The organism is Palleniella intestinalis (assembly GCF_013166595.1).
GTDB classification, from domain to species: Bacteria; Bacteroidota; Bacteroidia; order Bacteroidales; family Bacteroidaceae; genus Prevotella; species Prevotella intestinalis.
On the sequence record NZ_JABKKG010000005.1, the window covers coordinates 174,716 to 197,585 of the forward strand.

The 22,870-nt window shown below is 47.6% G+C and carries 16 protein-coding genes; 8 read left to right on the plus strand and 8 right to left on the minus strand.

Features of this window, described 5'->3' with window-relative positions:
• Positions 1 to 148: 148 nt before the first annotated feature.
• The 7 genes from HPS57_RS08630 to HPS57_RS08660 form a co-directional block, all read right to left on the minus strand.
• Positions 149 to 3,172: a helix-turn-helix domain-containing protein gene (locus HPS57_RS08630; protein WP_172182175.1), complete on the minus strand. Its 3,024-nt coding sequence runs from the start codon at positions 3,170 to 3,172 to the stop codon at positions 149 to 151.
• 24 nt (positions 3,173 to 3,196) lie between these two features.
• Positions 3,197 to 4,693 (minus strand): xylulokinase, encoded by a 1,497-nt coding sequence (locus tag HPS57_RS08635; RefSeq protein WP_172182177.1) that lies wholly within the window; start codon positions 4,691 to 4,693, stop codon positions 3,197 to 3,199.
• A 161-nt stretch (positions 4,694 to 4,854) separates the two neighbouring features.
• Entirely contained in the window at positions 4,855 to 6,414 is a 1,560-nt protein-coding gene (locus HPS57_RS08640; RefSeq protein WP_172182179.1) for an ATP-binding protein, read from the minus strand.
• Between the two features lie 654 nt (positions 6,415 to 7,068).
• Positions 7,069 to 9,258: a TonB-dependent receptor gene (locus HPS57_RS08645; RefSeq protein WP_172182181.1), complete on the minus strand. Its 2,190-nt coding sequence runs from the start codon at positions 9,256 to 9,258 to the stop codon at positions 7,069 to 7,071.
• Between the two features lie 119 nt (positions 9,259 to 9,377).
• Positions 9,378 to 10,106, minus strand: a complete 729-nt coding sequence (locus tag HPS57_RS08650; protein ID WP_172182183.1) for a helix-turn-helix domain-containing protein — start codon at positions 10,104 to 10,106, stop codon at positions 9,378 to 9,380.
• Between the two features lie 46 nt (positions 10,107 to 10,152).
• On the minus strand, positions 10,153 to 11,427 hold the full coding sequence (locus HPS57_RS08655) for an SH3 domain-containing protein (protein WP_172182185.1): 1,275 nt from the start codon (positions 11,425 to 11,427) through the stop codon (positions 10,153 to 10,155).
• Positions 11,428 to 11,548: 121 nt separating this feature from the next.
• Positions 11,549 to 11,833: a PDDEXK nuclease domain-containing protein gene (locus HPS57_RS08660; protein WP_172182187.1), complete on the minus strand. Its 285-nt coding sequence runs from the start codon at positions 11,831 to 11,833 to the stop codon at positions 11,549 to 11,551.
• Positions 11,834 to 12,367: 534 nt separating this feature from the next.
• Between HPS57_RS08660 and HPS57_RS08665 the strand changes: the two genes are divergently transcribed.
• Both HPS57_RS08665 and HPS57_RS08670 read left to right on the plus strand, forming a co-directional pair.
• Positions 12,368 to 13,474, plus strand: coding sequence for an AAA family ATPase (locus HPS57_RS08665; RefSeq protein WP_172182189.1), 1,107 nt, complete (start codon positions 12,368 to 12,370; stop codon positions 13,472 to 13,474).
• Entirely contained in the window at positions 13,471 to 14,166 is a 696-nt protein-coding gene (locus HPS57_RS08670) for a hypothetical protein (RefSeq protein ID WP_172182191.1), read from the plus strand. The genes HPS57_RS08665 and HPS57_RS08670 overlap by 4 nt, the downstream gene beginning before the upstream one ends.
• 265 nt (positions 14,167 to 14,431) lie before the next feature.
• On the opposite strand, the gene HPS57_RS08675 is transcribed toward HPS57_RS08670, so the two are convergent.
• On the minus strand, positions 14,432 to 15,277 hold the full coding sequence (locus HPS57_RS08675) for a PDDEXK nuclease domain-containing protein (RefSeq protein ID WP_172182193.1): 846 nt from the start codon (positions 15,275 to 15,277) through the stop codon (positions 14,432 to 14,434).
• A gap of 354 nt (positions 15,278 to 15,631) precedes the next feature.
• Between HPS57_RS08675 and HPS57_RS08680 the strand changes: the two genes are divergently transcribed.
• From HPS57_RS08680 to HPS57_RS08705, 6 genes are read left to right on the plus strand one after another with little or no spacing between them, the layout of a single operon-like run.
• Positions 15,632 to 16,879 carry an efflux RND transporter periplasmic adaptor subunit gene (locus tag HPS57_RS08680; protein WP_172182197.1) on the plus strand — a complete coding sequence of 416 codons (1,248 nt, stop codon included), beginning with the start codon at positions 15,632 to 15,634 and terminating at the stop codon, positions 16,877 to 16,879.
• A gap of 19 nt (positions 16,880 to 16,898) precedes the next feature.
• A complete protein-coding gene (locus tag HPS57_RS08685) occupies positions 16,899 to 18,197 on the plus strand; it encodes an ABC transporter permease (RefSeq protein ID WP_172182201.1) in 1,299 nt (432 codons plus the stop codon).
• A 24-nt stretch (positions 18,198 to 18,221) separates the two neighbouring features.
• Positions 18,222 to 19,526, plus strand: a complete 1,305-nt coding sequence (locus HPS57_RS08690) for an ABC transporter permease (RefSeq protein WP_172182204.1) — start codon at positions 18,222 to 18,224, stop codon at positions 19,524 to 19,526.
• A gap of 37 nt (positions 19,527 to 19,563) precedes the next feature.
• Positions 19,564 to 20,235 carry an ABC transporter ATP-binding protein gene (locus HPS57_RS08695; protein WP_216653394.1) on the plus strand — a complete coding sequence of 224 codons (672 nt, stop codon included), beginning with the start codon at positions 19,564 to 19,566 and terminating at the stop codon, positions 20,233 to 20,235.
• A gap of 31 nt (positions 20,236 to 20,266) precedes the next feature.
• On the plus strand, positions 20,267 to 21,556 hold the full coding sequence (locus HPS57_RS08700; protein WP_172182206.1) for an ABC transporter permease: 1,290 nt from the start codon (positions 20,267 to 20,269) through the stop codon (positions 21,554 to 21,556).
• A 9-nt stretch (positions 21,557 to 21,565) separates the two neighbouring features.
• Positions 21,566 to 22,804 (plus strand): ABC transporter permease, encoded by a 1,239-nt coding sequence (locus HPS57_RS08705; RefSeq protein WP_172182209.1) that lies wholly within the window; start codon positions 21,566 to 21,568, stop codon positions 22,802 to 22,804.
• The last annotated feature ends 66 nt before the right edge of the window (positions 22,805 to 22,870 follow it).

Below are 22,870 nucleotides of genomic sequence, written 5' to 3' on the forward strand. Positions count from 1 at the left end.
TAAGAACCCAAAGAATAAAAAGAAACTATTGCTTCGCCTTTGCAAATTCGACCTGCATAGGAAAGAAAGTTTCTTTTAATTCTTTGGGTTCTTAGAGCAACCAACTGCTTTGAGGGACACTGCCATAGGGGCAAGTGGCTGCCGCAGACTATTCCACTGTGCTGCTTTCCGGGCACGATGGCTCTTCCTTCGCAGTCTTACGGTACTCGGAAGGGGACATTCCGGTGTGCTTCTTGAAGCATTTTCCGAAATATTTCGGGTCGGCGAAGCCTACTTTATAGGCTATCTGCGAGAACGGTTCGCGTGTGCCTTTGATAAGGTCTTCCGCCCTCTGCATGCGCACATGGCGGAGGAAATCGGCAGGAGACATGTCGGCAATCTCCTTTATGCGCTCATAAAACACTGTGCGCGACATCTTCAATTCCGAAGCCATATTGTCCACACGGAGGTCGGAATCGGAGATATTCTCCTCTATATAGGCAAGCAACTTGTCCATAAACACCTTGTTCTCATCGATGAATTCGGGCGTTTTCAACAGGAAGCGCACCTTTCCTGCGTCAGCCTGCTCCACAGCTTCTTCCGTGATTTCCACCTTCTTGCGACGCATATAGTAGATCATTCCGTACACGATGCAGAACAAAAGGCACAGCACGCACAATGTCCTACCCCACCAACTCTCGAAGAATGTCGGTTCGGCATAGATGTCTATCGACTTGACATTATCCATCCAGACTCCGTCGCTGTTGGTGCTTTTGACATAGAGTTTATGGCTGCCGGCAGGGAAATTGGTGAATGAGGCACTGTTGCTGCCACGGCGTATGTAGGTCCAATGGCCGTCATCAAGACGGTAAGCATAGCGGATTCCGCTGTTCTCGGCGTAGTCAAGTGCTGAGAAATAGACTGTCAATGTGCGTTTATCGACACTGACTTCCAGATGTCCGATGTTAAGCAACGGCTTCATTCCCTCATTGTCGTGATAGTCTATTGCCGTGAACACTATGGACGGACAGTAGTTGCTCCGCTTCATCTGCCGTGGCAGGAATGAGAGTGTGCCGCCCTCCACAGCAAGGATTATCCTGTCGGTCTTGGCATCGTGGGACGGCAAAGCCTCTGTAATGTTGACATCGCCAAGGTCATCTGCACCGTATTCCGTGACATTCCCGCTCTTGTCAAGACGGAAAATGCGGGAGTCGCCGACCATCCACAGATTGTCATCATTGTCACATACAAGTCCTTGCACTGTCTGTTCGTTCTGCTTGTTGACCTCCTTGAACTTCAGACCGTCGGCAAGCAGGTTCTTGGATGCAAGCAACTGGCAGCCACCGCCAAGTGTTGCGACATAGATTCTGCCGTCCTTCATCCTGCATGTCTGCATGACATCGCTGCTCAGAAGTGAGTTCCTGTCGTTGTTCTCGTGGCAAGAAGTGTAAAAACGGGTGGGAGCCCCATATGTGAATTTGTCAGAGAAGGTCACCAATCCACCTGTTGTTGAGACAATGACAACACCATCCGGTGTCACATCTATGCGTCTCACCTTGCTATGTTTGGACATGTCCCAGGCAAGGTTTCCATTCTTAGCGTTCTCAATGCTCCATATTCCACCGAGGGTGATGATATTGAGACCGCCGTCGAATGTGGCGACGAGTATGCGCCCGCGTGTGTCTTCACAGATGTCATAGATGTTGTCACTGCTGATAGAATACTTGTCGTTTTTATCACAAACGAAATGGGTAAGATTCCCGTTAGGCCATCTGAGATATAGACCATCACCCTTTGTACCTATCCACAGCCTGCCCTGACTGTCACGATAGAGTGTATAGATGCCTTTTTTTGCACGAAACTCGAAATCCGCACCATACAGTTGTCCGTCGTAAGAGCCTGTAAGGACTGCACCTGACTTATCCTGCAGGACAGCACGCGTCTCGCTGTTGTCGGCACGTTTGCTGAGACAGACATTGGTTGTCATAAAATTCACCAACGCAAGGTTATGCGGACAGATTGCCCAGAGATTCCCCTGATGGTCACTGTAGTAACGCCTGATGCGCGGCATGACATGCTTCAAGCCGTTAACCGCCACAAGCGGATAAGGAACAAGTGCCCCTGTACGCTCGTCAAAATAGGCAAAAGTGCCTTCCGTCGGCACAACCCATACTACTCCATTACTGTCTTCATGGAACAAAGGGGTTTCCGAATGCGTCTCCTTGTCTGTATCCGGCAATGTGGCATTAAGCCATTTCACATTGGCTTCCTGAGCATTGATGTCCACAAGAGCCACTCCCGGAGCAGCCGTAAAGCACCACAGACGGTGCTTGGAGTCAACAAAGATTTTCAGAACCTCCGCAGAACCGCTGCCGGAATCTTGCACCGGGATACACCGTTCCTTGCCATTACGTGTGTCAAGCACCACCACTCCTGCATCGGTAGCCATGGCTATGCGGTTCCGGTCAATAGGGATGCAGGAGTTCACGTGCCTTCCTTTGCGTGGTTCAAGCCATGTCTTGCCGTTCATCACATGGACATAGTCGTAGCATTCCTTTGAGAAGAGTTTGCCGTCGCAGTACGTTCCGTTTGTCGTAAAGCACCATTCGCGGCCTTTTTCGTCAAGGCACACCTTATTGAAACGCCCTGAAAACGTGAATTTCTCTATTGCCTTGCTACCGGGGATCAGTGAGTCTGTCAGCCGGTAATGCGCATTTCCGTGGCACACCACCCACGTATGGCCGTTGGAAAGAGGGTATATCTTGCGCACGCGGACAGGCTTATTTGTGCCATTTGCGCCTTGTTGCTTTTCAAAGGAAGCAATTATGGCTGACACATCAATATATTCGCACTTATGACTGTCGAAAAGGAAGGCTTGATTTGTATAGGTAACAATCCACAGATTGCCATTATGTCCGTGGGCGATATGGCTCAGGTGGTTTGTAGGCAATACTGTTTTGCCCGGCACATTACGGAATGTGGTGAACTGGTATCCGTCATAACATGACAGTCCGTTCCACGAAATCATCCATGCCAGGTTGTCCGTGGAATGCACAAGTCCGGAGATCACTCCTGCCGGCAGTCCGTCTTCCGTTCCGAAAATGCGCACTTTACAACGCGGCTGCGCCATTGCCGCCACGGAAATCAGTGACAGCAACAGCACAGCCTGTATGGTTGTAATGATGTGTTTCAAAGTAGTATTAGAGATATTTCTTGCTTATTTTCCTGCCAAAGCAACCTTCCAGCGCTCGTATGCAGCCTTGTATGCGGCAGCCTCTGCCTCCGGTTTCTCTGTCGCAATGTGCTTCAGAGTCTTGAAAGCGTCGTCACTGTCCTTATAGATTCCTGCACCGATGCCTGCGCCATAGGCAGCACCGACACTGCCGTCTGTCTCATACAGCTCGATTGTCGCTCCTGTAACGGCGGCAAGAGTGCGGCGGAACAGCGGTGAGAGGAAGAGGTTTGCATGACCTGCCTTGATGGTCTTGATGTCCATTCCCATCTGTGCCATGATCTCCATGCCATAGGCGAAGGAGAAAGCGATGCCTTCCTGTGCAGCACGGAGCATGTGCGCCTTGGTATGGATGTTGAAGTTTATGCCGTGAACAGACGCTCCCCGATTCTCATTCTGCAGCACACGCTCCGCTCCATTGCCGAAAGGAATGACGCTAAGTCCCTCTGCTCCGACAGGAACAGACTCTGCAAGGTCGTTCATTTCGCTATAGGAAATGCCCTCAGGAGCGACTGTGCGCTTCATCCAAGCATTCAGAATGCCGGTGCCGTTGATACAGAGAAGCACGCCAAGACGGGTGTCCGGCTGGTTATGGTTGACATGCGCGAAAGTGTTGACACGTGATTTCGGGTCGTAGTTCACCTCACCGAGCACGCCATATACCACGCCCGATGTTCCTCCTGTTGCCGCTATCTCGCCCGGTTTCATGACATTCAAGGAGAGAGCATTGTTAGGCTGGTCGCCGCCACGATAGGAAATCGGTGTGCCTTCAGGGATTCCGAGTTCATCGGCGATAGCCTTGCAGACACGTGACTGCACGGAGAATGTCGGCACAATCTCCGCAATGATGTCGTCAGAGAAGCCGAAATGGCTCATCACATCACGTGAAACTTCATTGTTCTTGAAGTCCCAGAACATTCCTTCCGACAGACCTGAGACGGTTGTTTTCTTGCCTCCGCCGGAGAGACGCATAGCGATATAGTCGCCCGGAAGCATGATTTTGTCGATGTTCTTATATAGTTCAGGCTCGTTTTCCTTAACCCATGCGAGTTTGGCAGCAGTGAAATTGCCGGGAGAGTTAAGCAGATGACCGAGGCATTTCTCACCTCCGATAGCCTCGAAGGCAGCGTTTCCGTAAGGCACGGCACGTCCGTCGCACCAGATTATTGACGGGCGCAAAGGCTTTCCGTCCTTATCCACACATACAAGTCCGTGCATCTGGTAGGAGATGCCTATCGCTGCGACTGCCGCCAATGGGGATTCTCCACCGATTTTCTCACAGACACGCTGAGTTGCGGCACACAGCTCGTCCCACCACATCTCAGGTTCTTGCTCTGCCCATCCTGCCTCTTTGGAGATGATTGGTGCCTCCTGGTCAGGATATTGCGCACTTGCCACTGTCTTTCCTGTCGCTGCGTCGACGACAGAAGCCTTTACCGAAGATGTCCCGATGTCATATCCGAGGAGATATTTCTTTTCCATAAGTTATTATAGATTTGTTGTTTGTATGGTTTTAATCATTATTTCTTAAGCAAGCTAACGGAACGTCAATGCATCCTTTCATGGCAGACGCATTGACATTCCGTTAGCAAAATTAATAATAAGTTCTGAATAATACAAATTTTATGGGCAGAATTTCAATGTTATGCCGCATCTTGTTCGTTTATCTGCCAACTTGTTATTCCGCGCTCTTTTGTGCTGAACGCTATGCCGATGCTGACGATTGGCAGGTTGAGAAGTGAGAAGCGTGCCGGATAATCCTTCAAATCTATCTGTCGCACAGCCTCTTCGCTTGGCGTGTCAATCTTTGTTTCTATCAGATAAAGCTTGCCGAAGAGCTTCATGACAAGGTCTACACGACCGTCGGAAGTGTGCACTTCCACATCACCGTAGCCGCCAAAGAGCGAGAATATGACGTAGAGCATTTGTTGCCAGTGCCCCTCATAATTAATGTTATCACAATAAGGAACTGTCTTGAAGAACTTCTGCAAGAGTTGCAAAGCTCCCTCCATATCGTTCTGATAGAATGCGCGGACAAGGCGGTTGATTGTCATATTCGTATCGGACGATTGTATATAGTTTGGCAGCAATGCCTTCATAAGCCCAATGCGCACCTCGTTGTTCGGGATGTCAAGTGTGTACAGGTCGAACAGTTCGGAGTAGTCTTTTATGGTGACATATCCGCTTTGGTACATCAACGGCATGATTGAGCGCATTGTCTCCACAGGAGCGTCAAAGTCATCTGCGGTCGCTTCGATTCTTGAGCCTATCTCTGACGGCAGAGTGTTGTATTTCCTCATCATCTCTATGAGGTAGGTCGGAGTGCCGGAACTGAACCAATAGTTGCCTATCTGCATACGATTAAAGCAGGTCAGAAGGCTGAACGGGTTGAAGATGTCAGGCGAAACGGAAGAGAAATGGTAACCGTCATAGTTGTATGTCAGTCGTTCTATGGCTTCTTCACGGCAGACTTTCATCTTCTCTGCCAGCATATCTATGTCCTGACTCATGTCAGTGAGCAGTTCTTCTTTTGTGATTCCGCAAATGCCGGCGAATCTGTCCCACATCGTGATGTTGTCGATGTTGTTCAATTCGGAGAAGATACTGAGTTGCGAGAACTTGGTTATTCCGGTGAAGAACACGAAGCGCAGATATGGGTCGCAAGCCTTCAGAGGACTGTAGAACGCTCGCATTATGTGGCGAAGGTTCATCAGTCTGTCGCCCTCGTGTGCCACATCAAGCAAGGGAGCGTCATATTCATCGATAATCACAACCACCTGTTTGCCGGTCTTATGGTACGCTGCCTCAATCAAATCATCAAGATACGAGAATGTTGGCATTCTCTCCGTGCCATAAATGCCTTCATATCTGCGCATCTGACGCAACAGATAGTCCCGCAACTGCGCCTCGTCCATGTGCTTGTCCTTGCTCATGTCGAAATGCAGCACAGGATATTGCTCCCATTCTATCTCAAGATTCGCAATCTTCAGCCCCTCGAAAAGTTCTTTGCGTCCTTCAAAATAGCAATGCAAAGTACTCGCAAGCAGCGACTTGCCAAAACGACGCGGACGACCGAGAAATACATATTTGGAATTTCCGTTCGCCAAGTCATACACGTATTCTGTCTTGTCTATGTACAAGTAACCTTTCGTTCTTATTTCCTCAAACGACTGTATTCCGATTGGATATCTGTGCTTCTCCATACTCTTGCTTGCTTTTTATTCCGCCACAAATATACGACTTTTTGCCGACATAGGCAAATTTGCATTCTCTTTTTTTGCGCCTTAACCTTATGAATTAACGTGAGTTCGACGAATTATCTATTATCCGACGAAACAAAAAAATGCTATCCAAAGAAGCGTAAAACGGTGCTTTGTTATCGGAAATATGTCGGCTGAACAGATACATATACCAACGACTTATGTTAAAAATGTCAACGACTTATGTTAAAAGCGGCGAAAAATCTTTACAAACGAAAGCAATGGGTTTTCTAATCATTTTTGTTCAAAAACTGTGAAAACACGTCTTTTTAAGGGAAAAATGTTGCTTTCCTGACCCATTCCTATTGAAACATAAAGCAAAAGCTATCACTTTACCCTGCAAAAGCTATTGAAAAGTATTGCCATTCGATAGCTTTTGCAGGGTAAAGTGATAGCTTTTGCCATGTAAAGTGTCACCTTTTGCAGTCAGAAAGGGCAACAATCAGCATACGAAGAAAACTATCACATTGATTATCAACACACTACAAAAACCATAAAATCCACGCGATATTTCGGTTTTCCATGTGTGATTTTAGTTTTATGCGACTATTTATGTTAAAAAAGGTGTGAGTTGTCTAATCCCCACTTGCCTCTACCCTACTCATGCTTCATCACACCGGCGTCAGTCTTCCGTGGTCGGAGGATGCGCTCTGCCTCAGCAAATTTCCTGCCACGGGACAGACTGACATTCAACTGCAAGGTGAGTTTGTTGCCCATATCGCCGCTGAACACACGGAGATTCCTATGGAGATTGCGGTTCAGAAGCTCTATGTCGTTCACCACAACATCCTTGCGAAACGGGTTCTGCCAATGGAGTGCAAGGTTGAAAATACGGTTGAAACGGTAGGAAGCGGACAGGGATGTCGTGGTGCAGCCCTTTGATTTCGTCTCTCCTTCAAGGAAACTCCAGCCGTTTCCGGCAAAGGCGGAAAGTGTAAGCCTGCCAAGATAAGCATTCACCTGCGCACTGTACATCAGCGAAGTGTAGGTATGCGTGTAGTCATCCCCGAAGTTCCAGCAGCGTGACACTGTCCCGTAAAGCGACACATCGAGCTTTTCGGCAATGAGATGCAGGGTGGTATTGTCACCGATAAGCATCATACGGATAGAACCTTGGTTACGCCTTGTGAACAGAAACTGTGTCGTGCCGTCATCAAGAGTGTTACGGGTGATGTCCTGCATAATGGTGTTTTTCCTGTAATAAAGGTACATGCCGTAGAGCTGCGACTCCACTTTCTTGCCGGCAAACGACAGCATAAGGTTGTGCTCATTACGGTTGTCGGGCTTCAAAGCGGGATTGCCGACGGTCATTTCCTTTATCACGCCCGACGGCAAAGGCACTGTTTCGTCGGTTGTCACCACATCGTTCAGGAACATGTTCCTCGGTGCGTGGATAGACAATTCATAATTGTAACGCACGAAAAAGGCAGGCGAGAACCTGTAACTCAGCATCACGACAGGGCGAGGCAGCGTGTAGCGGAACGACTCGTCGCCCTGAGTGTAGCGCTTTTGTGCCAGTCCCATGCCGGCTTTCCAACCAAGTTTGCCTAACGAACCGCGCAACTGTGCATAGCCATAAACCTCCGATTGGCGCATCAGGGGCGAGTTGTCGACATTGCCGGAGTAATCGTTGCTGATACGGTCACGGCTGTATTGCAGCCCAGCCGACAGTGTGAAAGGCTTCAAACGGTTCTCATAGAGCACCTCACCGCTCACGGAACGCATCTTTCCTCGCACACTGTAAGCATATTCTTCGACATCTTCGCGCCGATAATCATAACGGCTGCCGACATACGCCGCATTGGCATTGACGGTCAATGTCTGCTTGTGCGGAAGGTTGACATTGAAGTACACATCCAACTGTGGTGACTCATCACGGTCACGAACATTGGTGACAACATTGTCAACGCCCACCGGTGTCGTCATTTCCCTAATGCGCTTTGCCTTTGGAGCGTGGGCGAACGCACCGGAGAGAGTCACATTAAACTGGTATTTTCCTTCATCTGCAAGACTGTATCTGAGTCGCATCGTGCCGTCAATGCCTTTGTCAGGATTGGAAAGGTCTTTGGCAAAGGCAGTGTACTCAGTACCGTCAGCAAGCGTGTAGGTCGTTGTTTTCTCCACTATCGCACCATCGCTGTAACGCAATCCGCAACCGTAATCCAAGGAAATCTCACTCTTTCCACGGTTGAAGCGTGCGAAAACGTTCTGCGAACCACGCAGGCAGGTCAGCGATTGCGTGAGTTCTCCGCCGATTGCATATCCGCTTGTCGGTCGCACAACATTAATGTTTATGACATAAGCGACATCCTTGCCGTAGCGCAATCCCGGCTCGCGGATGAAGTCAACAGACTTGACTGTCGCCATTTCCAGAGCCAAAAGGTCCTGGGAGGTGGCGACAATGTCGTTGATGCGTATCTGCACACTGCCGAGAATGTCAGGGGACTTTATTTCTTTTGTCACCTCATCGACAGAGATTCCCGGCAAGGCGAGGGTTTTAAGGAGGGAATAACCTGTGGCGGAAGCCTCCAACTGCCTGCGTGTTGGGAAGATTCGCTGACCGTTTTCGGTGTTCACGACCCTGTGCCCCTGCACCGTCACCTCCCCTATTTCTATCGGTTCTTTTACGGAAACGGTGTCGGAAGGTTCCTGTGCCGATAACGGTTCGGACATAAAAACAAAGCATAACAACACTACTCCCGCCATGCTTCGCCAGCAGGAAAACGCTTGCCGGAATGCCAATGTGGCAAGCGCAGGATTAATAAAGTCAAATAAATAAAAGCCCATATCTTTGCATTTGTAATTTGTTTGCAGTGCAAAGGTATGGGCTTTTCATGTTTTATGTGTGGAAAACTGTCTGACATTTGCCTGACATTATTCCTGACAAAAAGCTAACAACCTGTCTTTCAGTCATAAGAAGACTTATCTTTCAGCACATAGGCACGCCCTCTGTCCGACTCTATGTGCAGGTTTCCGTACTGTTCTATGATAGGTTTTATCCTTCGGACAAGCGTATAGAGCGTGTCACTCGCATCCGGTTTCTTTGGCCAAAGGTCAGCGCAAATCTGCTCTTTCGGCAGTCGGTGGGCATCGGAAAGTAAGAACATTTCCATCAGACGGTGCTGCATAGGTGTGAAGCGAATCTCCTCTTTCTCCGCAGTATAGAAGCGTTTGCGTGTCAAATCGTATGACAAACCTCCAAAGCAGACCACATCCTCCGCCGCATTTGCTGTCACTAAAGGATGCCGTCGGCGATGCCACAGCACCCCAACCGTCCACACTGCCGTCAGCAACAGCAGCACTGCCGTCATTCTTTGGTCAGACATCCGCAGCACGGTGAGGAACGGACAGCAGGCGTCCGCTTCAAGAACGGTGGCGTGACGGTCACCTATCCTGACCATTCTCACAGAGATTGCCGCCGTGTCCCTTATCTCCGCAATGGCGATATTGCTGCGGTAAGCATGGATTGTGTCGGGAGTTATGACATCGCTCTGCTGCTGTTTTAACGCTACGGCAAGTGCCCTGTCCGCCTCATGTTGCAGGCACGCGCTCTGATTCTCATAGCTGCAATAGCTTGAGAACAGCGCACTGAGAAGCAGAACAAGGAATACTGTTATTGAAAGGTATGGTTTCATTATATGTTAGTTTTGGTTTATCGGTTCTATACTCTTGTTCTTTTCCTCACTGCCCAACAGGGCTCCATCGCATCAAGTCCTCACGGACATAACCCACACGGTCACCATAGCCAAGCTTATACCAGCCTTTCTCAAAGCCAAGGCATGGGTAGGAATCCGGCACATAGCCTTCCTCAGACTCTATCGTCCCAAGTTTCGGACTCGCTGTTGACGGTCGTTGACGGACATTGATTGTACCAAAGTCTCTTGCGAAAAGGAAACCGTTGCCTTTTTCTGCCGAGAAATTGACAACACGTGCGCCGGCTTTCGGCACAAGACCATAGTCCTGAACCGCCACAAGATAGTTATCGCCGCTTTCTCCAATGTAACGGCTGACAGAACCGTTTCCCCAGATAACGACATCAGCGGATGTCGCCCAACGTTCGTCAGGCGTAAGCAAATCGGCGGAAACGATACTCATTTCTGCCGTCGGACGGAAGTTTTTAGAATGCCATTCAAGTGTCGCGCCACCGGCAAGGTTGGCGAAAAGGTAATGTCCTTGGTATTTCATGGAAACGGGAATGACAAACCCTTTGCCTTCGGTGATTACAAACGGGGCATCCCTGAACATTGAATCGGCAAGGCACAGGTCAACAGGAGCATCGGATTTCAGCCTCAACGTGAAGTCGTCCACCTGTCCGTTAGCCCACCGCGTGGCAGGAGTGAGCCGGTAAGGTATCTCGAAGCTGCATGCGACATTGTAGCTCATGCGGTAACGGTAAGTATGGTGCACGATGTTCTTCCCGGGAAGAAAGCGAGCAGGGAAATAGTAAGCGTAGGCGAAAGATGTGAGACTGTCAAGTTCAGGATTATAGACAGCATCCTCATAAGGCAGGATACTGTCCGCAACCTCCCCATATCCCTTCCATTTCGCAGCATCAAGCGGAGTGAAATCGGTGGTGTGCACACCATCAACCCAGCCTGTTGCAACAATGCCGTTTGTATGCTCCGACCGTTCACCGTTCATCATCACCGTGAAATCATGTATGAACGGATGCCCACCTTCACGCCTCAGCGGCTCCATTGTGTTATATGGCGAGGAAGCCTCAAATGCCATTGTCACGGTCTTTTCTTCTCCATTGTTTAAGAACTCGTAAAAGACATCGACACGCGCAAAGCTGTCCTTACCGACAGTGATTGTGAGAATCTCCTTTGACACGGCAACATCGGTTTCCTTCACAGGCACAAGGAAATTCCCACTTGTGAAGTAAACACCATCGTTGGCATATCCGCGAGCTATCGCCAAAGCGACAAACAACGCTGTAATCATCAGCCTTTTCATACGCTCCTTATATTGATTTCCTATGCAAAGATACACAATTATTCATAAAAAAGCCACCACCCTGCACAAAAAAATGATTTATCTGCGTTTGATAGTCTGCACTGAAATTTATCAAAGGCTATTATTTTGCATTGTTCAGTTCTTTCCCAACCAATCTTACTCTTGCCTGAAGTTCTTCTGCCGATGGAAGCAGACTCATCTCATTCACAACATTTACATTATCATACGACGCCACTCCCATCGGAGTATGGACTCCTCTGAATGCCCACCGCACATCTGTTTCGTCTTTATCACTGCATATCAACAGCCCTATTGTTGGATTGTCATCCGCACCTTTCAGCAATTCATCAACTGCGCTGACATAATAATTCAACTTGCCGGCATACTCCGGTTCAATTGCTTGCATAAATTGTCATAATCTGCATGAGAGACTGTTGGGTCTCACAGATTTACCAGATTTTTAACAACAAATTGAAAAGATTACACAGATTCTCACGGGGGTGTTTGGCAAAGAATTTGCACGAAAAACAAATCCGCAAATTACAGAACTCAAAGAAAAAAAGAATCCGTGCCATCTGCGTAATCTACGTCACCGTTATTTACAAGTGTAAAGAGCCTCCAACAACAATTTCAGCAAGAACATATCTTTTTCTCATACTCCTCATGGCTGAAAAGATGCATAGAGAATAAATAAACGTATCAGGCTGGGCATTCCAAAGAGTACAGACACCAGCACCATATCAGACAAAAGAATAGCAATGATACAGCACAAAATCAACCGAAGGTAAAGGAAAACTGAAATTTTCTACATCGGTTGTAGAGTTTTTCAAATATTTTGTGTAACTTTGCAAACGAAATTACACTTGCGGGTTGGCTCTTTATTGGATAATCGTTCCACTAAATAGTAAAGTACTGATGAATCGATCAAATTTTAATAGCGATGAGAATCAAAAGTGTCACATATATTGACCATCTAACAGGGTGGAATATCAAAAATCTAAGTCTTAATTATCTGACCCTTTTGGTTGGAGCGTCAGGAGTGGGTAAAACAAAAATCCTGCGCGCCATTCTAAATATATCAGGCATCGCAAGAGGTGAATCTTATAATGGAGTGGAATGGAGTATTTCGTGTGAGCATGATTCTGTCAACTATGTTTGGAGCGGACAGTTTGATTCAATTGCTGAGGATGATGTCAACTTTTTCGAGAAAGGCGATAACGGTTACAAGATTTTAAGAGAATCTCTCATTTGCAATTCTAAAACCGTCATCGCAAGAAATGCAGACAAATTGTTTTTTCAAGGAGAAGAAACCGTAAAACTTGATGTCACTCAAAGTGCTATTGTATTGCTCAAAGAGGAATCAGCTATCAAACCTATCGCATCGGCATTTATGCAGATTTACAAGCTGGAAAATGCAAATGTAGGCATCAGGGTATCTCCATATGTCAGCCAAAAACGTGAACAGCTAAAGGATATTATAGCGATACATGATAGCAGAGTCCTCTTGCCTGTTGAGAAATTATTTGTGCTTCATAAGAATGGTTTCCATCAATTTCAGGAAATCAAACGCATCTTTATGGATATTTTCCCCCTTGTTGAGGATATAGATTTCACAAAGGAACGGTTCTTCGATGGAACCGTGATTCCACTCCTTAAGATAAAAGAGAAGGGTGTTTCTTCGTGGATTATGCAGGATGAGATTTCCACCGGTATGTTCCGTACCATCTCTCAGATCACCATCCTTGTCCTTGCTCAGGATGGTGATGTTATCCTTATTGATGAGTTCGAAAATGGATTGGGGGTCAATTGTATTGACCAATTGGCCGAACAGATTATTGATCCAGAGAAAAATGTGCAGATTATCTTGACCAGTCATCATCCTTACATTATAAATAATATTCCTTTCAAGCGTTGGAAGATTGTTACTCGCGAAAATAGTGATGTCTGTGTGCAATCTGCTGCAGAACTCAAAATCGGAGAGCATTCCAAACACGAAGCGTTTATGCAGTTGATTCAGACCAAAGCATTTAAGACCGGCAGGAAATGAATGCATACATTATTGTTGAGGGGGACAAGACAGAACTTTCTGTTTACCCGGCTTGGATGTCGATTATTGCACCCAATATGCATCAGCTAGAACATGCTGAGGATTTGACGGATGATTCCTATTATCTCTTCTCTGGTCAAGGTCAGCCTAGTGTATTCCAACATGTAGCAGGTGCCATAAAGGATATAAATGCTATAAATGCTTCTGGCGTTCATAAATACGATTTTCTGCTTGTTTGTGTAGATACAGAGGATGAATCAAGGGAGTATATTGAGCAGCAGATTGACAAATACAATCAGCAGGAAGGGGTGATGCTGACTGATGCACAACTTGTCATTTTCGAACAAAAGGTATGTATGGAAACATGGTTCATTGGTAATCGCAGGGTTTTTAAAACAAATCCTTCGGGAAATGTTATGGTTCAATATCTCCGCTACTACAATGCTAGGGTCAACAATCCCGAAGAGATGGGAGCATATGATGAGGAGCGATTCACCAAGGCGCAATTTCACCTCCGCTATCTCAAGGAGATGCTGAAAGAGCGAAATATCAAATATGAGAAGAGTGCTACCAGCGAAATTTGCAAAAAGTCATACCTCGATGAAATTATCAAGCGATATGAAGAAACACACCACCTTCAGAGCTTTGGCTCATGGTATGAATTTGTCAAGAGCAAACTGGCTAAAATCTGATCATTAAAAGTGTTCTGTTCAAATAATTGCGTAACCTATTGTACAGTTCTATCAGATGAACGGAATTATTATGCCCAGTTTTGGAGATAGGACAGGGCAAAATCTTGAATTTCATTAGACAATAAAACGATGACATGTTTTATTTTTAGAAGGAATATAAGTAATTATATGCTTACATTGATGCTAGCATGTAAAATCAATGTTGCCTACCTTTCAATTTGTCCTCAAAAATAACGGTACACATCATGCAAATTAATTTTATGGACTAACTTATGTGATAGAACAGCATGTCGATGCGACGAGAGCGTCCATTCACAACAAGTTCCTTCTGTCTTCCAACAAATGCGAACCCTGTACCGAGTTCAAGCAAGAAGCGAGTGATGTTCTGCTCAAGAGCAGACTCCAACTGTTCTTCCTGATAATGTTCGGGAACTGTCACGAAACTGAAGTCATAGTTTTCCTTTGTTATTTCCTGTGCAAGCCTGCTTTGAGACTCCGACAGAAACTTTGGAGAGTTTGTGAGTGCCTTTCCTTGCTTTCCGTAAAGCCCTGCCTTCAATGAATTTGACAAAGCTTGGCGACTCCAACCACGCACGACGCACTCTTTCAGATAAAAAACAGCCTCATCCAATGACTTGCATTTTGAGATGATTTCTATCTGATGCCGCCACGGAACTAACCCAAGCACTTTTGGGAAATCACCATCTTCCAATTCTGTCCCAACTTGGGGCAGTCTCACAAACAATTCATTTTCAGCATTTCCCAATTCTGCCCCAAGCCGGGACAGTTTGTCTTTAGCTTCCAAAGTAGAAAAATACAAATACCATTGCTTCATCCTCCATACATTGCGACTGCTGAATCCCTTGTCATTCGGGAATGCCTCCTGCAAGTCAAAGCTCAGTTGCTCCACAACACCTGTACCCCAATGTTCCTCCGCCTTGCGAACTACCAAGTCGCGTCCTATGCTCCAATTAAACCGGAGTTTTTCTATATTGACTTTTATCGCAGCCTTTATCTGTGCAGAGTAATACCGCCGCTTGATGTCAGAGAACCAAGCGACATAGTCACAGTCTATTTTGAAATCCTTGACTCTTGCAATATATGGTTTCATGGGAGCATCGTGATTCTTTTCCATATTCAAAGTTTATAGGCATTTTTCACCGTTTCCGTATGTCAATGGTTTTTATTATTCCTCACAAAGTTACATAATCTTATCAAAAGGCATGCATATTTCATGAAGAATTTTGATTTATTTGCGTTTGAGACCCCTTCTCTGTCAATGACACAAACTATCTGAAAACACAGCAACCAACTGTCCGCTTTCGGACACAAGGTATTTATTACCGTACACAAGAGCACGGTAACCGGCATTGATTATCAAGCATTTGCATGTTTGGCATGGTTTTAGCGATAATAAACAGCGTAAAAACAAACAAACGAACAAACATAAAAAACAAAAAGAAATATGGACAGAGAAATTCCAAAGAAAGAGATTCTGATGCGGAAAAGGAAGAGCCTCATCAAAGCGGCGGCAGTCGTTCTGGCGGCAATCATCGCGGTTGTCTGCATCATGCAGGCATTCAGGAGCAGCGTCTACATGCGTGACCTTGCCGTGAGCGATGTGGACAAGGGCACGATAGAGGTGAGCGTCACGGCATCGGGACGCGTAACAGCCTTCGACGAGATTATCAATTCGCCAGTGTCAACGCGCATCCTTGAGGTGCTTATGCAGGAGGGCGACAGCGTCAATGTCGGCACAGTGCTCATGCGTCTTGACCTTGACAAAGCGGAGACAGACTACCAGAACGCCGCCGACCAAAGCGAGATGCAGCGTCTGGAGATGAGCAAACTGAAGGTGAACAACACCACACAGCTCAACAATCTTGAGATGCAGGTGAAGGTTTCGGAGATGAAGGTAAACCGACTTGCCACCAATGTGCGCAACGAGCGTTACCTTGACAGTCTCGGAAGCGGCACAACCGACAAGGTGCGAGAGGCGGAACTTGCCTACAAGACTGCACTTCTGGAACTTGAACAGCTCCGCCAACAGCTCCGCAACGAGAAGCGTGTGAAGCATGCCGATGAAAAACTGAAGTCGCTGGAGTGTGACATTTCCGACAAGAACCTTGGCAACATGCGCCGCACACTTGCCGACGCACAAATCCGTTCGCCACGCAAAGCGGTGGTGACCTACATTAATAATAATGTGGGAGCTATGGTCAACCAAGGCGAGAAGGTGGCGGTGGTCAGCGACCTGAGCCACTTCAAGGTGGAGGCGAGCATAGCCGACGCATACAGTGAGCAGCTTGGCATCGGCGGAAGAGTAATCGTGCGCATCGGCAGCGACAAGCTGGAGGGTTCCATCGCATCCATAACTCCGACATCAAAGGACGGCACAATCAATTTCACCGTGCGCCTTGACAACCCGAGCCATAAGCGCCTGAGGGCGGGACTTAAGACTGATGTCTACGTTATGAACTCCGTGAAGGACAATGTCATGCGCATAAAGAACGGCTCTTACTACATCGGACAGGGCGACTACGAGCTCTTTGTCTTCGACGGCGACGGCGAGTTGCGCAAGCAGAAAGTAAAGTTAGGTGACTCAAACTACGACTATGTCGAGGTCATAAGCGGACTGAAACCCGGCGACCGTGTGGTGGTCAGCGACATGAAGGAATACCAAGGGAAAAACAAACTGAAGGTGAAGAAATAACAACCAAACACAAGACAATATGCGACAAGCATTCAACCTACTCAAGCAGCACAAGCTGTTCAGCGGGATTTACATCCTCGGAACAGCCTTGACCATCGCAATGACGATGACGATGTTCATAATCTTCTATGTGAAGTTCGGGCCTATCTATCCTGAACAGCACCGCGACCGTATGCTTGTCGTAGGACCTCTTAAACGCTATCCTAAGGGACAGCCGGAGAATTACAACATCCCTATGGGACATTCCGTTAGGTTTGCCAACGAATATCTTGCCAAGTTGTCTCATGTGGAGGCTATCGCTACCGTTAATTCCGATTATGGGAAACAAGAGGTTTCCATATCGGACGAGCGTAAGACAGATGCCGTGGTTACTGCAACAAATGAAGGCTTTTGGCGCGTTTTTGGTTTTAATTTCATCGCAGGACACCCTTATTCACGCAAGGATGTGGCGAGTCATGCGAAAGTCGCTGTCGTCTGCCGTTCCTTGGCGCAAGAGTTTTGGGCAACAACTGATGCTGTCGGGCGCACGCTCACAGTGCGTGACTCTGTCCAAGTGAAAGTCGTCGGAGTCGTTGACGACTGCTCTCTGGCTGCCACATCATGCTACTCGCAGATATGGATTCCTATGCAAGAAAGTGACACTACCATCCCTAAGTTTTGGGAGAGCAATCATTTAGGTGGCTGCAAGACCTACCTTCTTTGTGACAAAAAGAGAAACATTCCGCTCATACAACAGGAGGCGGAGAGCATGCTGGCACGTATCAACAAGGCTGACAAGAAAGATGAATACTCGTTAATGGGACAGCCTGACACGTTTGCAAAAAGTGTTTTACGTACAGACTACACCAAAGATGTTGATGTCAACGGCATTATTCGCGGCTTCCTTTACATACTTTTGACTGTCCTTATTATCCCTTCGCTCAACCTTAGTGGCATGATCAGCAGCCGGATGAACAGCCGTCTGCCCGAGCTTGGCATACGAAAGGCGTACGGAGCGAGCAATCGGCAGTTGCTTTTCCAAGTGCTGAATGAGAATTTTCTGCTCACTGCGGCCGGCAGTGTGGCAGGATTGGTGCTGAGTCTTATAATTGTCTATACATGTAGCGAATGGGTGCTGATCCTATTTGACGGCAAATTCTCTGTTTGGACTTATTCCGGAGTAGAAACGATGGTAACTCCCGACATGCTGTTCAACCCATGGGTGCTTGTTGCGACAGTGTCGGTCTGCCTTGTGCTCAACACTGCAAGTGCACTGATTCCGGCATGGATAGCGTTGCGGAAGACAATCATAGAGAGCATTCTTGGAAATGAAAAATAAAGAAACTGATAAGGATAAGGCGTTATGAAACTATTATTTCACCAAATATGGAACCAGAGAAAACTGAACAGTTGGATATTCCTCGAACTGCTCATTGTCAGCTGCTTCCTTTGGATAACCATTGACCCTCTGTTTGTCATCGTGTCAAACCGGGCGATACCTACGGGCATGAATTTGGACAGGGTCTACTATGTGAGATTGGATATGGCAGAGAATATCCCGCAAGACATTGAATACAAAAAGATAGTTGATATGTTTCACCATGAACTGAACACAGTAAAGGAGCTGCCTGAGATAGAGGATTTCTGTGTGATGGATGAAAGTAGTGAGATTTGTGGCAGAATGTGGAACGGCGCACAAATGTTTAGTGACACGACAGACATAGCAAAAGACAAGGAGGACAGAACATCAAAATATGTCCACGGCCAGTCATTCTCCTTTCCTGCCAATTATGGGGATTTATGCCAACTCTATGGCATGACCGATGCTGTCAGCGGGAAACCTTTTGTGCTTCCTAAGAATGCAGGAGGAAAGGTTGTGATTTCGGAGAGCGCAGCCAAACTCTTTTTTGGCAAGACAAATGTCGTTGGCAGAAGCTATTACCATGGCAACAAGAAGCAAGTTGAAGTGTGCGGCGTTGTGAAGGACATAAAATACTCATCGTTTTCGCAGCCTTATCCTACAGAAATCGAGGTGACTCAGGAGGTTGACCACAACAGATATATGTATGAGTTGGGCTTCCGGCTGAAGGAAGGTGTTGACAGCAAGGAGTTCAAACGACGCTTTGAGAAGGATGTCATGCCAAAGATGAAAACGGAAGTGTTCAGCTGTAGCGGCTTGTATGATGTTGATGAGAATATTCAGCTAAGGAACAAATTCAGCGGCCATATCAATAAAATGCGACTGCAATCCGTACTTATCGGTTTCGCACTGTTAAGCATTTTCCTTGGCATGCTGGGCACATTCTGGATGCGTTGCAACGCCCGTCGTGCCGAAATAGGGCTGATGCGCAGCATAGGAGCATCGAAAAGGAACATAACAAACCGTTGCTTGCTGGAGGCTGCCATACTTACCACGATAGCATTCGTGTTGATTGTCCCTGTCATGTATCTTTATGCTGATGCCAATGGGTTCTATATGATTGATGAAAAGTTGATTGAGAACGGACAGCTCAGTACGGACTACCCGCAAAACAGGTTCGGAAGTCATTTCGCATTGGTCACGACAATAACCTATGTTGTGCTGCTTGGCATATCATTGCTTGGCACATATATCCCCGCAACTCTTGCCGCCCGAATGCAGCCGGCTGATGTGTTGAAGGATGAATAAAACAGCAAATAACAAATCAAACAAAACAAATACAATTATGGAAATCATCAAATTAGAGCGTGTAAACAAAATCTACCGCACAGACGAAATCGAGACTCAGGCATTGGAGAACGTTAACATAGAGATTGAGAAAGGCGAGTTTCTCAGCATCATGGGACCTTCCGGCTGCGGCAAGTCCACATTGCTTAACATCATGGGACTGCTTGACACTCCTACATCGGGAACCATAACCATTAACGGAACCAACATTGCAGGAATGTCCGACAAGCAACTGGCACAGTTCCGTAACAAGACATTGGGCTTCGTGTTCCAGTCTTTCCACCTCATTCAGTCGCTTAACGTGATTGACAATGTGCAGCTGCCACTGCTCTACCGCAATGTCTCTGCATCCGAACGTGAGACTTTGGCACGCAAAGTCCTGGAGCGTGTGGGCATGACCCACCGCATCCACCACATGCCGAGCCAGCTTTCAGGCGGACAGTGCCAGCGTGTGGCGATAGCACGCGCCATCGTCGGAAACCCTGAGATTATCCTTGCCGATGAGCCGACAGGCAACCTTGACTCCAAAATGGGTGCGGAGGTGATGCAGCTGCTCCACCAGCTCAACAAGGAGGACGGACGCACCATCATCATGGTGACCCACAATGAGCAGCAGGCAGAGCAGACCGACCGCACCATAAGGTTCTTTGACGGCCGTCAGGTGCAGTAAACACACACATCACAACAAACAAGGAACAGCAATGAAGCAACTTATAAAACAAACCATAAACCAACTGCGCCAGCAGCCTGTCATCTCTGCGGTGACCATCATAGGCACGGCACTGAGCATCATGCTCATCATGATTGTCGTGATGATGCAACAGGTCAAGGTGGCGCCATTCGCACCGGAGAGCAACCGCGACAGGATGCTGCACTATCCATTCTGCTCTATCCTGCACACTGACATGGAGAACAGTGAGAGCAATCATCCTTGCACTGAGGACATGCTTAAGCAACTTTTCAAGCCGATGGACATACCGGAGGCGGTGACAATCTATACACACTGCACTGAAGCCATGGCTATCGGCGTTGCCGGACAGCCGAACATCAAGGTGAATGTCCGTGAGACTGACGGCGACTATTTCAAAGTCTTTGACTTCCGGTTCCTTGCAGGGCAGGCGGCTTTCGCTGACTTTGACAACGGCAGACCGGTGGTCATCCTCTCTGAAAGCACAGCCCGCAAAGTATTCAACACCATTGAAGGCGTTGTGGGGCGTGAGGTGAACATCAATTACATGCCTTACAAGGTTGTGGGCATCGTCAGCAATGTCAGCACCTTGGCAGACAATGCCTATGCTGAGGCGTGGGCGCCATACAAGGCAAACGATGCAACAATGAATAGTACGTTCAATAATGGAACCGGCGGTATATTTTCTGCAACAATCCTGGCAAAAAGCCGTGACGACTTTGACGCCATCCGTCAGGATTATGAGAAGCGTCTTGCCACTTTCAATGAAGGGTGGAGCAAAATCAATTGCAAGGTAATCTCTCGCGGCAGACCATACGATCAGGAAAGCTATTCCATACAGGTGGGTGCGAACAATGAGCCGGATGTGGAGGCAGAACGTATGTTCAGGTGGATTATTTATGCCATATTGCTTATTGTCCCTGCCATAAATCTTACAAGCATGACGCAGAGCCGCATGCGCCAGAGAGTGAGTGAGATAGGAGTGAGACGCGCCTTCGGCTGCACACGCCGGCAGGTGATGAGCCAGGTAATCAACGAGAATCTCATCGTGACCATCATCGGCGGCGCGATCGGAGTGCTGCTCGGAATCATCGCCGCGTATCTGTTGACAAACATCATCTTTGCTCCTGACTGGAGCATCGTGGGCACAGCACCAACGGTTAATCCGGAAATGCTCATACAGCCTTCAACCATAATCCTTGCACTTGTGTTCTGCTTCGTGCTCAATCTGCTGAGCAGCGGACTGCCGGCGCTGTGGGCTTCAAGGGTGAATATTGTAAACGCGTTAAACAAAAGGAAGTAAAATAAGACTATGACAAAGAAACTTTTCACACAGATGCGCAACGAATGGCGCTCTAATGTATGGCTTGCCATTGAGCTGCTTATAATAAGTTTGCTGTTATGGTTTGTGTTCATGTCGCTCTGTACAAAGTTAGATATATACCTGCGTCCGCTGGGATTCGATGCCAATCATTGCTACAAGCTGTCAATGGGAATGGTGAACAGCAAGAGCACCGAGGCAAAGGACTACCAAAGCAAACGCGAAGTGAACGACGATGTGGAGGAACTTGTCGAGCGCCTGCGCCATTATGAAGGCATCGAGGCGGTAAGTCTGTCCTACTGTTCTCATCCTTACAACAGCAGCAACAACTGGAATCCGTTCAAGATTGACACAATGACAGTGAACAGTGTCCACAGGCAAATCACGCCGGACTTCATCAAAGTGTTCCGCTACGAGGGGGCTAACGGCGAGACTCCCGAGCAGTTGGCGGAGAAAGTCAACACCGGCGGGCTTTTTGTTTCCGAGAATTTCCTTGACATATATGGCAAGGACATAAAGGAATATGTGGACAAGGAAATGATAAGCACTTTTGATTCCACATGGCGTCCAAAGATTGCCGGTGTCTTCAAGACCGTCCGTTACAGTGACTTTGACGGTGGGCACTCCAGCCGTTCATTCTTGCGAAAGCCGGAATGGAGGTTCGGCAACGATGCCGAGCTCTGCATCCGCGTGAAGCCGGAGGCTGACAATGGGTTCATGGAAAGGTTTGTCAAGGACAAGGAGAAGCGCTTCCGCGTGGGAGGACTGTACATTACAGACATAAAATCGTTTAAGGACATCCGCACCGCTTTTCACCAAAGCGACTACAATTCTCTTCGCAACACAGTAACGATAGCAGTGTTCCTCCTGCTCAACATCTTCCTCGGACTCTTCGGAACATTCTGGTTCCGCACACAGTATCGACGCACGGAGATAGCATTGCACAAGGCTTTGGGCGCGACCAACGGCGATGTGTTCCTGCGACTTGTCTGTGAAGGACTGTGTGTACTGCTTGCCATTGTGCCGTTTACCTTGGCAATCACATTCGCACTGTACCACTATGACCTGCTCCTGTCCGATTCTTCAGCGTATGTAGACACAGGGAAGATGGTGGCAGTCAGCGGAATCATCTCGTTCCTTGTCATAGCATTGGTGATTATCGTCGGAATCTATTTCCCGGCACGCAAGGCGATGGATGTCAACCCTGCCGAGGCTTTGCGTGACGAATAGGAGGAAGTGAAAAAAAGGACTCGCCGGGGGCATTTTCCCAATGTAGCACATCGAGCGTCTCTATGT